At 74.2% G+C, this 16,328-nt stretch carries 11 protein-coding genes; 5 read left to right on the top strand and 6 right to left on the bottom strand.

The window, feature by feature from the left end; genetic code table 11:
- Nucleotides 1-37 precede the first annotated feature (37 nt).
- Together glgX and V5P93_RS32175 are read right to left on the bottom strand one after the other, a co-directional pair.
- The gene (glgX, locus tag V5P93_RS32180) at nucleotides 38-2,161 is read right to left on the bottom strand and encodes a glycogen debranching protein GlgX (protein ID WP_104482280.1); all 2,124 of its coding nucleotides are present in this window, start codon (nucleotides 2,159-2,161) and stop codon (nucleotides 38-40) included.
- 177 nt (nucleotides 2,162-2,338) lie between these two features.
- Nucleotides 2,339-3,604, bottom strand: coding sequence for a serine/threonine-protein kinase (locus tag V5P93_RS32175; RefSeq protein WP_146108283.1), 1,266 nt, complete (start codon nucleotides 3,602-3,604; stop codon nucleotides 2,339-2,341).
- 138 nt (nucleotides 3,605-3,742) lie between these two features.
- On the opposite strand from V5P93_RS32175, the gene V5P93_RS32170 reads away from it, so the two are divergent.
- Genes V5P93_RS32170 through V5P93_RS32160 form a run of 3 tightly spaced genes read left to right on the top strand, consistent with a single transcriptional unit; the run spans nucleotide 3,743 to nucleotide 6,136 of the window.
- Complete coding sequence (locus tag V5P93_RS32170; RefSeq protein WP_104482217.1) at nucleotides 3,743-4,027, top strand: BatC protein; 285 nt, start codon at nucleotides 3,743-3,745, stop codon at nucleotides 4,025-4,027.
- A 1-nt stretch (nucleotide 4,028) separates the two neighbouring features.
- Nucleotides 4,029-5,291, top strand: coding sequence for a cupin domain-containing protein (locus V5P93_RS32165; protein ID WP_104482218.1), 1,263 nt, complete (start codon nucleotides 4,029-4,031; stop codon nucleotides 5,289-5,291).
- The gene (locus V5P93_RS32160) at nucleotides 5,288-6,136 is read left to right on the top strand and encodes a sucrase ferredoxin (RefSeq protein ID WP_104482219.1); all 849 of its coding nucleotides are present in this window, start codon (nucleotides 5,288-5,290) and stop codon (nucleotides 6,134-6,136) included. Before V5P93_RS32165 ends, V5P93_RS32160 begins: the two co-directional genes overlap by 4 nt.
- Before the next feature lie 364 nt (nucleotides 6,137-6,500).
- On the opposite strand, the gene V5P93_RS32155 is transcribed toward V5P93_RS32160, so the two are convergent.
- The 4 genes from V5P93_RS32155 to V5P93_RS32140 all read right to left on the bottom strand — a co-directional run bounded on the left by V5P93_RS32155 (nucleotide 6,501) and on the right by V5P93_RS32140 (nucleotide 12,315).
- Nucleotides 6,501-7,871, bottom strand: coding sequence for a DUF2867 domain-containing protein (locus V5P93_RS32155; RefSeq protein ID WP_104482220.1), 1,371 nt, complete (start codon nucleotides 7,869-7,871; stop codon nucleotides 6,501-6,503).
- A 66-nt stretch (nucleotides 7,872-7,937) separates the two neighbouring features.
- Nucleotides 7,938-9,050: a hypothetical protein gene (locus V5P93_RS32150; protein ID WP_104482221.1), complete on the bottom strand. Its 1,113-nt coding sequence runs from the start codon at nucleotides 9,048-9,050 to the stop codon at nucleotides 7,938-7,940.
- A complete protein-coding gene (locus V5P93_RS32145) occupies nucleotides 9,047-10,807 on the bottom strand; it encodes a dynamin family protein (RefSeq protein ID WP_104482222.1) in 1,761 nt (586 codons plus the stop codon). Before V5P93_RS32145 ends, V5P93_RS32150 begins: the two co-directional genes overlap by 4 nt.
- A gap of 83 nt (nucleotides 10,808-10,890) precedes the next feature.
- On the bottom strand, nucleotides 10,891-12,315 hold the full coding sequence (locus V5P93_RS32140; RefSeq protein ID WP_104482223.1) for an IniB N-terminal domain-containing protein: 1,425 nt from the start codon (nucleotides 12,313-12,315) through the stop codon (nucleotides 10,891-10,893).
- Between the two features lie 269 nt (nucleotides 12,316-12,584).
- Between V5P93_RS32140 and V5P93_RS32135 the strand changes: the two genes are divergently transcribed.
- The gene (locus V5P93_RS32135) at nucleotides 12,585-13,886 is read left to right on the top strand and encodes an Hsp70 family protein (protein ID WP_104482224.1); all 1,302 of its coding nucleotides are present in this window, start codon (nucleotides 12,585-12,587) and stop codon (nucleotides 13,884-13,886) included.
- Nucleotides 13,883-16,321 (top strand): helix-turn-helix transcriptional regulator, encoded by a 2,439-nt coding sequence (locus V5P93_RS32130; RefSeq protein ID WP_104482225.1) that lies wholly within the window; start codon nucleotides 13,883-13,885, stop codon nucleotides 16,319-16,321. The genes V5P93_RS32135 and V5P93_RS32130 overlap by 4 nt, the downstream gene beginning before the upstream one ends.
- Nucleotides 16,322-16,328 lie beyond the last annotated feature (7 nt).

Here is a 16,328-nt window from a genome sequence, read left to right as displayed (position 1 = left end):
GTTCGACGGCCGGGGTGTTCTCGTCTCGCCCTCTCGCTTACTCCTCGACGCCGGTGCGGCGCAACACGATCAACGACCGGGACGGCAGCACCAGCGTGCTCTTGCCCGAGTACGTCGCCGGTTCGGGCGCGGACACCTCGCCGGTGGCGGTGTCGAGCACCACCTCCCACTCGGCGCCGTAGTCGCCGTCGGGCACGGTGGCCTCGATGTCCTCGTGGTGGGCGTTGAAGCACAGCAGGAACGAGTCATCGGTGACCCGCTCGCCGCGCGCGTCGAGGTCCGGGATGCCCTCGCCGTTGAGGAACGTGACGATGCACCGGCCGAACCCGGACTCCCAGTCCTCGTGCGACATCTCCTGCCCGGCGGGGGTGAACCAGGCGATGTCGCGCAGCTCGTCGCCGCGGCGGATCGGGCGGCCCGCGAAGAAGCGCCTGCGCCGGAACACCGGGTGCGCGGCGCGCAGCGCGACCGCGCGGCTGGTGAACTCCAGCAGGTCGGCGTTGGTCTCCAGCAGCGACCAGTCCACCCAGGACAGTTCGGTGTCCTGGCAGTAGGCGTTGTTGTTGCCGTGCTGGGTGCGGCCCAGCTCGTCGCCGTGCAGCAGCATCGGCACGCCCTGCGACAGCAGCAGGGTGGCGATCATGTTGCGGCGCTGGCGGCCGCGCAGTTCGTTGACGTCCTCGTCGTCGGTCGAGCCTTCCGCGCCGCAGTTCCACGACCGGTTGTCGTCGGCGCCGTCGCGGTTGCTCTCGCCGTTGGCGTCGTTGTGCTTGTCGTTGTACGACACCAGGTCGTTGAGGGTGAACCCGTCGTGCGCGGTGACGAAGTTGATCGAGGCGAACGGCTTGCGGCCGTCCTCCTGGTAGAGGTCCGACGAGCCGGTGATGCGCGAGGCGAACTCGCCCAGGGTGGCCGGTTCACCGCGCCAGAAGTCGCGCACGGTGTCGCGGTACTTGCCGTTCCACTCCGTCCACAGTGGAGGGAAGTTGCCGACCTGGTAGCCACCGGGGCCGACGTCCCACGGCTCGGCGATCAGCTTCACCTGGCTGATCACCGGGTCCTGCTGGACGATGTCGAAGAACGCCGACAGCCGGTCCACGTCGTAGAACTCGCGGGCCAGGGTCGCGGCCAGGTCGAAGCGGAAGCCGTCCACCCGCATCTCGGTGACCCAGTAGCGCAGGGAGTCCATGATGAGCTGCAACGTGTGCGGGTTGCGCACGTTCATCGAGTTCCCGGTGCCGGTGTAGTCCATGTAGTAGCGGCGGTCGTCCTCGACGAGCCGGTAGTACGCCTCGTTGTCGATCCCGCGCATGGACAGCGTCGGCCCGAGGTGGTTGCCCTCGGCGGTGTGGTTGTAGACCACGTCGAGGATGACCTCGATGTCGGCCTCGTGCAGCGTGCGCACCATCGCCTTGAACTCGGCGACCTGCGCGCCCTGCGCGGTCTGGCTGGCGTACTCCGCGTGCGGGGCGAAGAACGCGATGGTGTTGTAGCCCCAGTAGTTGCGCAGGCCGCGCTCCTGCAGGCCGTGGTCGTGCAGGAACTGGTGCACGGGCATCAGCTCGATCGCGGTGACCCCGAGCCGCTTCAGGTAGTCGATCACCACCGGGTGCGCCAGGCCCGCGTACGTGCCGCGCATCTCCTCCGGGATCCCCGGGTGCCGCATGGTGAGGCCGCGCACGTGCGCCTCGTAGATCACGCTCTCGTTGTAGGGGATCTTCGGCGGCCGGTCGTTTGCCCAGTCGAAGAACGGGTTGACCACCACGCCCTTGACCGTGTGCGCCGCCGAGTCGTCGTCGTTGCGCTCGTCCGGGGAGCCGAAGGGGTAGCCGAACACCGACTGGTCCCAGTCGACCTCGCCGTGCACGGCCTTCGCGTACGGGTCGAGCAGCAGCTTCGCGTCGTTGGCCCGCTGGCCCGCCGCCGGGTCGTACTGGCCGGTGATCCGGTAGCCGTAGAGCTGGCCGGGCAGCACGCCGGGCAGGTAGCAGTGCCAGACGAAGCCGTCGACCTCCGGCATCCGGACCCGGCGCTCGGTGCCGTCCGGCTCGAACAGGCAGAGGTCCACCCGGCTCGCGACCTCGGAGAAGACCGCGAAGTTGGTGCCCGCGCCGTCGTAGGTCGCGCCGAGCGGGTAGGGGGTTCCTGGCCAGGGCCGCACGCGGTTCTCCTCGGTCACCCCCGGCCGGCACGGCTGGTCGCCTGCGGCTCGGGGCGATCTTGATCAGTTCGGTCGGGGTGCGCTTCGAGTGTGGGGCCTGCCGGGTGCAGCGCCTGCGTCAAGCCTATGGCGACGCGCGGGGGCTGTGCGCGTCGTCACCGACTCGGGTGCCGGATTTCAGCCGCCGTCATCGCCGGGTCCCCAGTCGTTCCCCCACCCGCCACCCCAGCCACCCCAGCCGCCACCACCCCACCGCGGGCGCTCACGGGTCACGGGGGCCTGCCGGGTGACCGTGATGACCTTGGTCTGCACGGTCGGCACCTCGATGACGCCGGTCGCCGCGCGCACCGGCAGCGGCGCGGCGGTCAGCGGCGGGGACGTGGTCTGCGGGGTTGACACGACGACGTGCGCAGCGGGCTCCGTCGCCGGCTGCTCCGCGGCCGACGCGCCGGTGGACAGCAGCGCGGCCGTCCCGCCGACCAGCAGCGCGCCCGCCATCAGGCTCGCGTGCACCAGGCCGGGCGACCGGCCGCGCACCGGCAGTTCGGCGGTGCCGGGCCGCGGGTCGTCGGCCTCGTCGGGTTTCGGTTTCGGCTCCGGCGAGGCCAGCGGGCCCAGCAGCGCGGCGGTGGCCAGCAGGTGACCGCACTCGGTGGCGTCGGGGCGCTCATCGGGGTTCCGCGCGGTCATGGCGGTCAGCGTGTTCGCCCACACCGCGGGCAGCCAGGACGGCACCTCGGGGTCGCGGGAGAGCCGGGCCAGGGCCGTCTCGATGGCGGCGCCCTCGAAGGCGGCGGTGCCGGTCAGGCACTCCAGCAGGACCAAGCCGAGGGAGTAGATGTCGGCGGGCGGCCCGGTCGGGTCGCCCTTGACCTGCTCGGGGCTGAGGTAGGCGGCGGTGCCGACGCAGTGGCCGGTGGAGGTCAAGCGCGCGCCGTCCAAGGCGCGGGCGATGCCGAAGTCGGCGAGGTAGCAGTCAGCGGGCTGGCCGTCCGTCGAGCTGTCCATGAGCACGTTGGACGGCTTCACGTCGCGGTGCACGATGCCCCGGGAGTGCACGTACCCGAGGATCGCCGCCAGCCGGACACCGATGCGGGCCGTCTCACCCGCCGGGAGCACGCCGTCGTTCAGGCGATGGCGCAGCGTGCCGCCCTCGACCAGCTGCATGACCAGGTACGGGTGGTCGTTGTCCACGGCGACGTCGTAGACCCGCACCAGGCCGGGGTGGGACAGACCCGCCAATAAGCGCGCCTCGCTCTCCAGCCTGGCCACCGTGGCGCCGTCGGCGCGCGGGTGGAACTGCTTGATCGCGACGCGCCTGCCCAGCCGGGTGTCGACCGCGCTGTGCACGTCGGCCATGCCGCCCGAACCGATCAGCTCCTCGAGTCGGTACCGATCGTCGAGCAGCGTCCCGGTCTCCACATGCCACCTCCCGCGCGTCACGCCCCGACGGGAGGTACCCGAGCCCCTTTCGGCACAAACGTGAAACCCGACCGGTGGGAGTTCGCTGGTCGGAGGAGTGGCTTTACCCGTTCGGGGGTATCAAGCAGCTGACCGCACACCACCACGTTTGGAGGAGCCATGTCACTCGAGGACGACGACATCCGCAGCGGCCACATCGGTGCCGACGGGGGCGCAGCCGCCGACCACGGCGCCGCTGACGGCGGTGGCGACGGCGGGGCAGACGGTGGCGCCGACGGCAGCGCCGCGGGCGTGGCCGACCACGGCGCCTCCGGTACCCCCGGTGGTCACGACGGTGGCGCCGACGGCGGAGCGGACAGCGGTGCCGGTGCCGACCACGGCGCGGCCGACGGCGGCGGCGACGGCGGGGCGGACGGTGGCGCCGACGGCTCGGCGGGCTGGTGAGATGACCGCCCTGGCCGACCGACCGACGCCCGGGGCCGGGTGGTCCGCACCGGACCGCCCGGCCCTGCGCCGCTGCCTGGGCACCGACCCGGACGAGTTCGCCGAGCGGCACTGGGGCCGCGCCCCGCTGCTGCGCCGGGCCGTCCCAGGTGGCTTCGCCGACCTGCTCACCCTGGCCGACGTGGACGAGCTGCTGTCCCGCCGCGGCCTGCGCACCCCGTTCCTGCGCGTGGCCCGCGACGGCGCGGTGCTGTCGTCGGAGCAGTTCACCCGCGGCGGGGGAGTCGGCGCGGAGATCGCCGACCAGGTCGCCGACGACAAGGTGGCGCGGCTGTTCGACCAGGGCAGCACGCTGGTCCTGCAGGGTCTGCACCGGCTGTGGCCCCCGCTGATCGACTTCGCGGGTGCGCTGGGGGTCGACCTGGGGCACCCGGTGCAGGTGAACGCCTACGTCACCCCACCGTCGTCACAGGGCTTCGCGGCGCACTACGACGTGCACGACGTGTTCGTGCTGCAAATCGCCGGGCAGAAGCGGTGGATGGTGCACGAGCCCGTGCACGCCGACCCGCTGCGGTCCCAACCGTGGGACCGGCACCGGCGGGCGGTGGAGGAACGAGCGGAGGAGGAACCGACCCTTGAAGCGGTCCTGTCCCCGGGGGACGCGCTGTACCTACCGCGCGGATACCTCCACTCGGCGAAGGCCCTGGGCGAGGTGTCCGCGCACCTGACGGTGGGCGTGCACGTGCTGACCAGGTACGCGTTGGTGGAGGCGCTGCTGGCGCTGGCGGGGGACGACCCGTCCCTGCGGTCGACGCTGCCGCTGGGTATTGACGTCTCGGACCCGGACCAGATCGCTTCGCACCTGACGGCCACGGTCGAGGCGTTGGGGCGCGTCTTGGGGTCGGTGTCGGCGGAGGATGTGGCGGGGCGGGTGCGGAACCGGGTGTGGGCGGGGGCGCGTCCGGAGCCCTTGGGGCCGCTGGCGCAGGCTTCCGCGGCGGCGTCGGTGTCGGGTGGGGACCTGGTGCGGTTGCGGGGTGGGCAGCGGTATCGAGTCTCGGTTCGCGGGGATCGGGTTTTGCTGGATGTGCCTGGTGATCAGATCTCGTTGCCGGGAGACACTGCTCCGGCGGTGGAGGCGTTGTTGAGCGGGGATGTGCAGACCATTGGGATGTTGCCGGGGTTGACGGTTGCGGATCAGACCGTTCTGGTTCGGCGGTTGTTGCGGGAGGGGATCCTGGTTCCCGTCGGGGCGGGGGCGTGACCGAGCGTTGCGCTTCGGCCGCACTCCGGCGTGGGGACTCGCTCGTGGCGACTGCGCCTCCGGTGCGTTCTTGGTTGTTGGTGGAGCAGCCGGGGGCGTGGGGACCTCGTGCTTGGCAGGACTCGGATCTGCCTTCGCGGGTGGTGGATTCCCTTGCGCGTCGGGCTGGTTCGCTTGGTGCGCGGGTGTTGTTGATTCGTCGGCCGGGGCGCACTGGTTCTTCGCGGCGCCGGTGGGCTTTCGTGGACTCGCGTCCGGGGGCGGAGCGGCTGTGGTGGAACGAGTTCTCCGACCCTGCGGAATTGCTGGAGATCTCCCCGGGGTCGGGGGTGGAGTCCGCAGAGCCGTTGTACCTCGTTTGCGCTCATGGCCGTCACGACACTTGTTGCGCGCTCATGGGCCGGCCGGTGGCGGCGGCTTTGGCGGCGGAGCGCCCGGAGAACACCTGGGAGTGCACGCATATCGGCGGGGACCGCTTCGCCGCCAATGTTCTGGTCCTGCCGCACGGGTTGTACTACGGACAGGTGTTGCCGTCGGAAGCCCCGCGTCTCGTCGCGGCCCACGAGTCCGGCCAGCTCCTGCTGGAGCGCCACCGAGGCCGCTCCGCGTACACGGCACCCGTGCAGGCGGCCCAGCACTTCACCCGACAGCGGACAGGCAACCTGTCCGTGGACTCCCACCCCCCGCTCTCAGTCGAACGCGTTGCCGAAGGCGTCTGGGATGTGCAACTAGAAGACGCACCCACCCTGCGCGTCGCAACCACCCAACACCGCAGCGACTCCGGCCTGACCTGCAAAGCCCCAGGCCCAGGCACCTTCCGCGGCTTCACCCGCGCCGGTTCGTGATTGCAAGAGTTGTCCACATCGCCCGAGTTCATCCACGGCAATCCGCGCCCCCTTCCCCGTAGCTCAACCCCAAACAGACTGGAGCAGGGCTGTCCCCCCTCACAGGAAGGGCGGGGGCTGTGCTCTTGGGGGCCGGGGTGGCTGATCTTCAACAGCGGTGGGCTTTGCTTGGGCGAGGCGGAGGGCAGGTGGACGGGCTGCTGGCAGGTCCAGAAGTGCGTCGAGTGGCGAGCGCCTGCCTGTTCCAGCCGACCTCCGCCGATGCCGCTTGGTGAATGCGTGGGGTGTTGGCCTACCGGCCCGGTTCGTTCGGGTGCGCCGTGGATCAGCGCGAATGATGCCGTGGGGCCGAGGTGGAGGTCCGTCAAACAGAGGTGGGCTTTTCCTGGGCGAGGCGGTGGGCTCGGGTCACCTGCTTCTTCGCCATCACCCGGAAGACGACCAGGTGGATCGGGTACACGGCCCGCCAATAGGCCCAGCCGAGCAGGCCCTTCGCGCGGAGGGCGCCGACCTGTTCCAGTCTGCTCCCGCCAATCCGGTAGCCGAGCCAGGCCTCGCCGCAGAACCACTTCTCCGTGCGCAGGACGATGTAACTGTCCCCGTATTCCTCCACCGTCCACCAATCCACCTCCGCGCCCTTCTCCACCTTCGGCGGGCGCTGGAGGCGGAGCTTTTCGCCGAAGGCCCGGCCCAGCAGCATCCGCAGCCACCACGCCCAGGCCCAGCCGTACCAGCGCAGGGTGCCGCCGCAGCGGCGGAGGTCCAGGCGGGCGGCTGGGGCGTCCGAGTGGGGGACGGGGACCTGGGTGGCCAGCGTGTAGACGCCGTTCTGGAGGCCGTTGGTGAAGGTGAACACGTCGGTCGCGATCGCGTCGCGTTGGGAGTCCAATGTGGACTGTATGGCTTCGGTCATCGCTGTCGGGGCCAGGCCGAAGGCCGGGCTGGGCCGCTCCACTACGACATCCGTCGTCAGGCTGTCGATCAGGGAACGGCTCACCGCGCGGTCGACCGGGGTCACCACGTTCACCCAGTGCGCCGACAAACCCGGCGTCAGCAGGGGAACGCGGGCGATCCGCCGTCGGGGCAGGCCGCGCACGGTGGCGTAGAGCTGCATCAGCTCCTCGTACGTCACCACGTCCGGTCCGCCGATCTCGTGCACCCCCGCGGGCACCGACTCGTCCGCCGCCCGCAGCAGGCACGCCAGCAGGTCCGCCTCCGCGATCGGCTGCACCCGGCTCCCCACCCACCGCGGGCACACCATGGCGGGTAGGCGTTCGGTCAGGTAGCGCAGCATCTCGAACGAAATGCTGCCCGCGCCGACGATCACCGCCGCGCGGAGTTCCACCACCGGCACCGGGCCCTCCGCCAGCACTCGGCCGACTTCCTGCCTGCTGGCCAGGTGGGGCGACAGCGCGCCGGAGCCCAGGCCGCCCAGGTAGATGATCCGCCGCACGCCTGCGCGGGCTGCGGCCTCGGCGAACGACCGGGCCGCCGCGCGGTCCCGTTCGGCGAAGTCGCCGCCCGCGGCCATGGCGTGCACCAGGTAGTACGCCGTCACCACGCCCTCCAGCGCGGACGCCAGCGCCGCGGTGTCCGCGACGTCCACCGCGCGACGGTGGACGTTCTCGCCGTGGGGCAACGCCTCCGGGTGGCGGCCCAGGGCCACTACCGGCTGGTCCAAGGCCGCGACCACCTTGCGGCCGACGTAGCCGCTCGCCCCCGCGACCGCGATCATGACCCAACCCCCCACCGGTCGACGAACCCGCCACGACGGTAGCCCGGCGGCCACCCGGTCACCACTTCAGCGCACGTGGCCCGCGCTCACCAGGGCCTCGCAGGTGCGCACGACCACCGCGGCGGCTTGGCGCTGCCGGTGGTCGAAAGCGCCGTCCTCGGCGTGGGCGCGCCAGCGCAGGAACGTCTCGTAGGGCTCGCCAGACAGCGCCAGGCGCGTGTTCGGCGCGGTCCCCCGCTCGCCCAGCAGTTGGCGCGCCTCGCGGTCCGCCTCGCCCAGGCTCACGCGACCCAGCCGGAGGGCCGACAGCAGGCGCAGTTCGCGGGTCTCGTGGGTGCTGACCAGGGCGCGCTCCACCTCGGCGGCCAGTGCGGGCCGGGGATCCTCGCGCAGCGCCGACCCGATCGCCAGCAGGGCCGACCGGACCCGCAGGACCTGCGCTCGCTCGACCAGGTTCCGGGTGATCGCCTCCCGCAGGTCCGCGATCCCGCTGGCGTGCACGAGTTCCGCGCCCAGCGAGTCCCCGAAACCCCGACGCACCAACTCGACCGCCAGCCGTACCCCGAACAACCCCAACCGGCCCACCAACTCGTCGGCGCCGGGGTGCGCGGTGAACCGGTCCGCCGACAGCAGCATCGAGGCCAGGTCCGACTGCGGCAAACCCGCCAGACCGACCAGTTCCGCGACCTCGGCACGGGTCAACAACGCCCCGCCCAACCCCGCCAGCCCGGCCACGGCGACCACGTCCTGGCAGCGTTCCCCCAACTCCGCCGACGCGTGCCGCCGGGCCACCCGCCGGGCCGACGTCAAGGCATCCGTTCGGCCGCCGCCAAGCTCGTCCGCGCGGGACAGAGCGACCACGGTGGACACCGGATCCGTGTCGGGCAGCGCGCCGGGATGTGGCAGGAGGTGAACCACGGCGTCCACATCGGACGGATCGCCGTCGGTGAACTCGACCAGTTCGGCCCCACCCGGCCACTCCACCGCGATCCGACCACCGGGCACCGGCTCGCCGACGACCGCCGCCAGCAACGTCGTGCGCCCGGACTCCGGCGCGCCGGTGACGGCGATCCGCAACGGCCCCTCCAACCGGGCCAGGCGGGCGCGCAGGTGCGGCAGGCGCGGGCTGTCGCGGTACGCGGACAGGGCCTGGTCGACCAGCGGCCACACCGGGTTCACGCGCTCAGCCCCCGCACCGCCTCGATCCGGTCGCGCAGCGCCAGCAGCCGCTCCAGCTCGGCGCGGTCCCGAGCGCGGCGGGTCGCCTCGGCGTCGATGCCGCGCTTGAGCTCCCGGGCCGACTCCGCCGCCGCTTCCCGCAGTTCCTGCGCGACCTCGGTGAACCGGTCGCGCAGCGCGCGGTGCGCGTACCGGGTGGCGTCGCGGGATTCCTTGCTGTAGCGCAGGAAGAAGTCGTCGACGTGCCGTTGCGCGGTCGTCTTGGCCACCGCCTGGCGGCGTTTCAGCCGCGCTCCGCGCTCCTCGAACACGCTGCGCGCGCCGAACGCCACGCCCGCGCCGAGCGAGATCGGGTTGATCAGCGGCAGTCCGGCCAGCGTGGTCGCGAGACCGGACATCAGCAGACCGCTGTACGAGCCGCGCAGACCGACGAACGCCTTCTGCACCGGCGTGAACTTCTCGATCGGCGGCGTGCGCAACGCCTCGGTGTGCTCGCCCGCCAGGTCCCGCAGCACCCGCGCGGGCAGCCGCTCCGCATCCGGGACGACCTGCCGGGCGACGCGCGCGGCGATCCACTCGAACCGGTCGAGCAGCCAGCCCGCGTGCACCTCGGCCACCTCGGTCAGGCTGTCGCGCACCCAGTCGTCGAACTCGGGCCAGACCTTCGCCGGGTCGGCCGCGTCGAAGTAGTCGTCGACCTCGCGCAGGATCCGGCGCGTGCGCTCCCGCAGGTCGTAGTCCAAATCGGACACCAGGTCGGCGACGTCGTCGGTGAGCCGGGTCTGCCACCGCGCGCTCTCCCGGCCCAGCCGCTCCACGCGCAGGGTCGCGGCCCGCCACTCCGCGCTCGCCCGCGCCTGCCCGGGGTCGGGGCTCGCGGCGCACTCCGCGCGCAGCGGCGTGATCAGCTGCTCCACGGCCAGCCCGCTGGTCGCCGCCGCGGCCCGGGCGGCCACCCGGCCCGGGTCGGTGAGCACGTCGCGGCGCAGGCAGCCGATCAGCTCGGCGAACCCGGATTCCCGGTTCAGCGCCTGGTCCTCGGCCCGCACCGCCGCCGCCCGCAGCACCGACGACACCGGCACCAGCGGCGCGGCGACCCCGACCCGGGCCAGGTGCCGCCGGTCAGCCTCGGCGACCCGCCGCCAGCCCGGCACCAGGTCGATCTTGGTCAGCGCCACCAGCACCGTCGGGCACAACCGGCCGACCTGGGTGAGCAGCTCCAGCTCGACCGGGCTCAGCTCGGTGGTCGCGTCGGTCACCACCAGCACGGCGTCCGCGTCGGCCACCGCGGTCATCGCCCGCTCGGTGCGCGGGCAGCCGGGCGCGCCGAACCCGGGCGAGTCGACCAGCACCAGGCCCGCGCCGAGCAGCGCGCGCGGCAGCCCGACCTCGGCGCGCACGACGTCGCCGCGCACGAACGCGAGCTGGTTGGCCCGCGCGGTCACGGCGTCGACCGGGGCGTCCGCCGGGCTCGACCGCGCGGTGACCAGCGCGGCGGTCGGCTGCTCCGCGTGCCGCAGCACGGTCGGCACGGTCGTCGTCAGGTCGTCGCCTACCGCGCAGACCTCGGCGCCGACCAGCGCGTTGACCAGGTGGCTCTTGCCCTTCCCGGGGAAGCCCGCGACCACCACGCGCCTGCCCGGTTCCAGCAGCTTGGCGCGCCGGTCGAGCAGCCGGTCGACCAGGTCACCGCGCTGCCGGGCGGCGCACGCGCGGATCGTGTCGTCCAGGATCTCCAGCCAGGGCGGTGCGGACATCACCCGGTGGAGTGTGCCCGGTTCACCCGGTCGGGGCGACCCGACGGGGCCCGGCAGCGCGCCGGGCCCCGTCGCGGCCCTGGTCAGTGGCCGAGCCCCAGATCGCCCGCCAGCCCGCCGACGTCGGGCAGGTCCGCGTGCTCGCCACCCAGCGGGGTGCCCCCGACCAGGCCGCCGACCGACTCGGTGACGCCGCTGGTCACGTCCGGCAGCGGGTTGGCGACCGGGAGGTCCGGCAGCGCCGGGATCTCGGTGGGCAGGTCGACCGGCAGGTGCGGCAGCTCGGGGAGCGCGCCGTGCAGGTCGGTCGGCAGGTGGTCGGTGGGCAGGTCCACCGGGAGGTCCGCGGGCACGTCGACTGGCAGCGCCCCGGGCAGGTCGGTCGGCAGGTCCGCCGGGAGGTCCACCGGGAGCTGGTCGACGGCGGGCAGGTCCGCGAGCTGGGCCTGGTCCAGCACGTCGGCCGGGGAGGTCGGCAGCGTGACCGCGCCGGGGACGTTGGTCAGGAAGCCGCCCAGGTTCCCGGGCGCGGAGCCGAGCAGTTCGCCGCCGGAGGAGACGTAGTCGGCCACCGTGCCCGCCGACAGGTCGCCGCCGCGCAGCAGGTCGCCCGCGTCCAGCGGCCCGTCGAGCAGCGCGGTGGGGTCGACGAGCCCGTTGAGGTCGGAGCCGAAGTCGAGCGCGCTGGTCGGGTCGATGGAGCTGTCGAGGTCGATGTCGCCGAGCGGGGTGACCGCGCTCGCGCCGGAACCGGACACCTCGACGCCCAAGGTGGACTGGCCGAACTCGACCGTCCCGGCGACGCCTGCGGTGGAGGCGGCGAACCCGGCGCCCGCGTCGACGCCGCCGGTGCCGAGGGCGAAGCCGCCGGTGGCGGTGCCGCCGTCGAACTCGGTGCCCGCGGTGAACGCGCCCGCGCTCGCCTCGGCGGCGACGCCGTCGGTCGAGGCCACCAGGCCGGTGCGGTAGTCGCCGAACTGGGTCTCACCGGAAGTCGCCGCGGTCACCCGGCTCAGCGACGCGTCGAGGTAGCCGTCGGCGGTGAGCTGGTCGGTCTCGAGGACGCCCGCCCCGCTCAGGGAGTGGCCGTCGGTCTCGACGTCGGCCAGGTAGCCGACGGCGGAGTTGGCGCCCGCGGTGCTCGCGGCGACGTCGGTGCCGTCGAAGCGCAGCTCCGAGTCGCCCGCGCCCGCGGCGGCGGCCACGGAGCTCAGCCCGGAGATCGGGTCGCCGCCGAGGTCGACCGCGCCCAGGTCCACCGGGTTCGCGCCGGTGTCGGCGTAGTCGAGCACCAGCGGGACCACGTCCTGCACGTCCTGCGCGGTGATGTCGCCGAGGCCCGCGCCCGTGAGCGCGGCGGCGGGGTCGGCGGTGAACGCGGACCGCGCGGCCTCGTCGGTCAGCAGGGTCAGCACGAAGTCGTGCAGCGTCGGGTCGGGGGCGAAGGACTGGTCGGCCAGGACGGGGGCAAGCGGCTGGTCCGGTGTGCTCTGGGCGGAAGCGCTCAACGCTCTCGGTCTCCTCGGTGGGGCGTGCGTACCTGATCTTGAACGGTTACCGACGCTAGGGGCGGCGGCCGAACCGGGCATCGGGGATGACTCCCCGTCCTGCCCCCTACCCGAAAGGATGACGCTCGTTAACTCATTAGGGGATTAGGGGGTGTCATAATCACCGCCTGGGGCTGTGTGACCCGCCGTGGTACGTGGTACGAACAGCCCAACGTTGCCCTCGGTGTCCGAGCGCACCCATCCCGTGGCCCACCAGGAGGACTCCCGCGATGCCCTACGTCCTCGGCGTCGACGTCGGCCGCACCCGCGGCGCGGCGGCGGTGTGCAGGCGGGCGCCGGGCGGGCGCGGACCGGCGGAGGTGGTCGCGCTGGACGCGGGCGCGCGCTGGGTGCCCGCCGTCATCGGCCTCGCCCCCGACGGCGCGGTGCTGGTCGGCCGCGCGGCGGACAAGCTGGCCGCGAGCAGGCCGGACCTCGTCGCCCGCGCCGTGGTCGACCGGGTCGGCGACGACACCGCGATCCTGCTCGGCGGCGACCTCTACCCGGCCGAGACCCTGCTGGCCGCCCTGGTCACCTGGATCGTGGACGTGGTCGCCGAGGCCGAGGGTGGCCCGCCGGAGCGACTCGCCGTCACCCACCCACCTGAGTGGGGGAACCTCCGACGGGGGCTGCTGCGCGACGCGCTGCGCGACGCGGGCTTCCCCGGGGCCGTGCTGATCCCGACCGTGGTCGCCGCCGCCGAGGCCCACCACGCGGTCGCTCGGCTCGCCGCGGGCGAGGAGTTGGTTGTCGCCCTGTTCGGCGGCCATTTGGTGGAACACGCGGTGCTGCGCCGTACCCCGGCGGCCTTCGACCTCGTTGCCCACCACGTGACCCCCGACGCAGGCGCCGCCGTCGACGATGTGCTGGCGCGCCACGTCCTGGCCGCCGCCGAACACGCGGAACGCCACGACCACACCGTGCCCGACCTGGCCGCCGCGGCCGGGCCCGCGCTGCTGCGCACCGCTTGCGCCACAGCCAAAGAGCGGCTCTCCACCGCGACCGAGGTCCGCGTGCCGGTGCCGCACCTGCGCACCGACGTCACCGTGACCCGCGCCCGGTTCGACGAACTGGTCCACCCGCTGCTGGTCCCGGCCATCACCGCCACCCGCACCCTGCTGGCCCGCGCGCCCGCCGAGGCCACGGCCGTGCTCGCGGGCGGCACCGCGCGGATCCCGCTGGTCGCCGCGCTCGCCGACAGCCCCGTGCTCGACGACCCGGCCACCGCCCCCGCGCGCGGCGCCGCGCTCGCCGTCAGCCCGCGCGAGCCCGCCGAACCGCCGCGCCTGGGCCCGGCCGGACCGCTGGTGCGCGACCCGGAGAGCGCGCCCGGCCTGGTGCCGGTCGACCAGGCCGGACCGACCCCGGCGCCGATGTCCACAATGGACGTGTCGGACGAGCCGCCGCCGCGGCCCCCGGTGCGCATCACCCCGCTGCGCCCACCCCGCGGCCGGTTCGCCCGCCAGGGCCCACCCGCTTGGCTGCCGAGACCGCGCAGGCCGCGGCACGACGAGGACCGGGACACGCCGTGATCCCCGGCCACGCGCACCCCGACGAACTGCTCCTCGACGAGCCCACCCGGCGGCTCTGCGCGGCCATCACCGGCGGCGCGCTCACCCCCGTGCGGCTGGCCGTGATCGCCCCCGGCGGCCACGGCAAGACCGCGCTGCTCGACCTGCTCGCCGCGACCGGGTCCGCCCGGCGCTACCGGCCCGGCACGGCCGAGGGGCCGCTGCTGCTGGTCGACGACGCGCACCTGTTGTCCGACAACGACTTCGCCGAACTGGCCGACTACGCCGCCGACGCGCGCGCCTGCCTGGTCGTCGCCGCCCGCCCCCGACCCCGGCCCGCCGCGCTGACCGCGTTGCTGGGTCGGCTGCGGGGTCAGGTCGTGCTGCGGCCCTTCGACCTCACCCGCACCCAGTCCTGCCTGCGGGCCCTGGCGGGCGACCCCGCCGCCGCGCCGCTGGTGCTGGCGCAGACCGGGGGCGTGCCGGGCTGGGTGCACCGCGTCGCCCCGCACCTGCCGCACCCGCCCGGCACCGACCACCTGCCGCCCGCCGCCGTGGAGGAGTTCCGCCTCGACGTCGAGCGGCTGCCCGCCGACCAGGTCACCGCGCTGCTCGCCGCCGAGGTCAACGCCGACGCCACCGCGCTGGCCGGGCTGCTCGACCGGACGCCGACCGAGGCCGCCGCCCTGGTCGACCAGGCCCGCGCCACCGGGCTGCTGGCGCCGGACGGCACCCTGCTGCCGCTGGCCGCCGCGGCGCTGCGGGTGCTCGTGCCCGCCGACCGGCGCGCGGACGTGCACGACCGGCTGGCCGCCGCGCGGCTGGGCCGCACCGGGCCGACCCGCGAGTTCGCCACCGCGCTGCTGGCCGCCGAGGCGTCGAGCCCGGCGGCGGGCGCGGTGTACGCGGCGGCGGCCGCGGAGGCCGAACCCGCGCTGGCCGTGCGCCTGCACGCGGCGGCCGAGCACGCCGGGCACCCGGTCGACGAGGTCGGCCGGGCCGAGGCCGAGGCGCTCTCCGGTGACCTGGACGCCGCGCTGCGCCGGGCGGACGCGCTGGTGGCGGCCGGTGAGCACCGCGCGGCGCGGGTCGCCGCCGCCGCGCTGGCCTACCGCGGCCAGCCCGCGCGCAGCGCGGAGCTGTACCAGTGGGCCGGATCCGGTCCGTTCGCCGCCATCGGCCTGGCCGCCGCGGGGAGACTCGACGACGCTCGGGCCGCGGTGAGCGCCCCGGCGGGCAACGAGCCGCCGACGCTGTTCGCCACCGCGATGTCGCTGGCCGCTCGGGGCGTGCTCGACTCGGTCTCCGGTCGCGCCGCCGCACTGTCCACAGTGGTGCGTGCGGCCGAGGTGCTGGCACCGGTCGGGCGGCACGTGCTGATCCCGGACAGCCCCGCCGCGCTCGGCGCGATCCTGGCCGTGCACAGCGGTGAACTGGGTATCGCCGAACCGCTGCTGGCCCGCGCGCTCGACGCGGGCACCGGCGGTGACCTGCTGCGACCCCGGCACGCGCTGCTCGCCGCCTGGGTCGCGATGGTGCGCGGGGACACCCCGCGCGACGACCCGGCCGCGGTCGCCGGGACCGCGCGGCGCACGCCCCGGGACCGGCTGTTCGAGGTCGGGCTGGCGGTTGGCACCGCCCGGCGGGCGGGCGACCTGGCCGCGCTGCGCGGGATCTGGGAGCAGGCCTACGAGGCGGTGGTCCGCCACGAGGTCGACCTGTTCACCCTGCTGCCGCTGGGCGAGTTCGCGGTCGCCGCGGCCCGGCTGGGCGACCGCGAGCGGTTCGCCCCGCACCTGGACCGGGCCTGGGCGCTGCTGCGCGACCTGGGCGACCCGCCCGCGTGGGCGTCGGTGCTGCACTGGCACTGCCTGCACGCGGAGATCACCGCGGAGATCACCACGGCCGAGGCCCCCGAGGTCACCGCGCGCAGGCACGCGACCGCGGTCGCGCACGCCGAGGCGCTGGCGGGGGCCGCCGAGGCCGGACTGTTCCACGCCGCGCTGGCCGACGCGGCCCGTTGCTGGCTCGACATCGCCGGAGGGTCCGAAGTGGACGCTGAACGAGTGGAGAAGGCGGCCCGGGGGCTGCACACCGCGGGACTGCGCTGGGACGGCGCGCGGCTGGCCGGTCAGGCGGCCATCCGGACGACCGACCGCAAGCGCATGCTCGGCCTGCTGGACTGCGCCCGCGCGTTGCGCGGCAGCGCGGCCACGCGGTCGGAGGGGGCGGCGCCCGACCCGTCCGGCATGGCGCGGTTGAGCGACCGCGAGCTGCAGGTCGCGGAGTTGGTGCTGGTGGGGTTGACGTACAAGCAGGTCGGCGACCGGCTGTTCATCTCCGCGAAAACCGTGGAGCACCACATGGCCAGGATGCGGTCGCGCCTGGGCGCCACCAGCCGAGGCGACCTGCTGGCCCAGCTGCGCACCCTGCTCGGCGAGCGCATCGCGGGCTGATCTCCGT

This window comes from Actinokineospora auranticolor, from assembly GCF_041897805.1.
GTDB lineage: Bacteria > Actinomycetota > Actinomycetes > Mycobacteriales > Pseudonocardiaceae > Actinokineospora > Actinokineospora auranticolor.
The sequence above is the reverse complement of the archived record's forward strand: the minus strand, read 5'-3'. Positions and strand labels throughout refer to the sequence as shown.

Excerpts from the sequence above, each read along its gene's own strand:
- V5P93_RS32170 (WP_104482217.1), top strand. The coding sequence starts at position 3,743 with ATGTCACTCGAGGACGACGACATCCGCAGCGGCCACATCGGTGCCGAC.
- V5P93_RS32165 (WP_104482218.1), top strand. The coding sequence starts at position 4,029 with ATGACCGCCCTGGCCGACCGACCGACGCCCGGGGCCGGGTGGTCCGCA.
- V5P93_RS32155 (WP_104482220.1), bottom strand. The coding sequence starts at position 7,871 with ATGATCGCGGTCGCGGGGGCGAGCGGCTACGTCGGCCGCAAGGTGGTC.
- V5P93_RS32145 (WP_104482222.1), bottom strand. The coding sequence starts at position 10,807 with ATGTCCGCACCGCCCTGGCTGGAGATCCTGGACGACACGATCCGCGCG.
- V5P93_RS32135 (WP_104482224.1), top strand. The coding sequence starts at position 12,585 with ATGCCCTACGTCCTCGGCGTCGACGTCGGCCGCACCCGCGGCGCGGCG.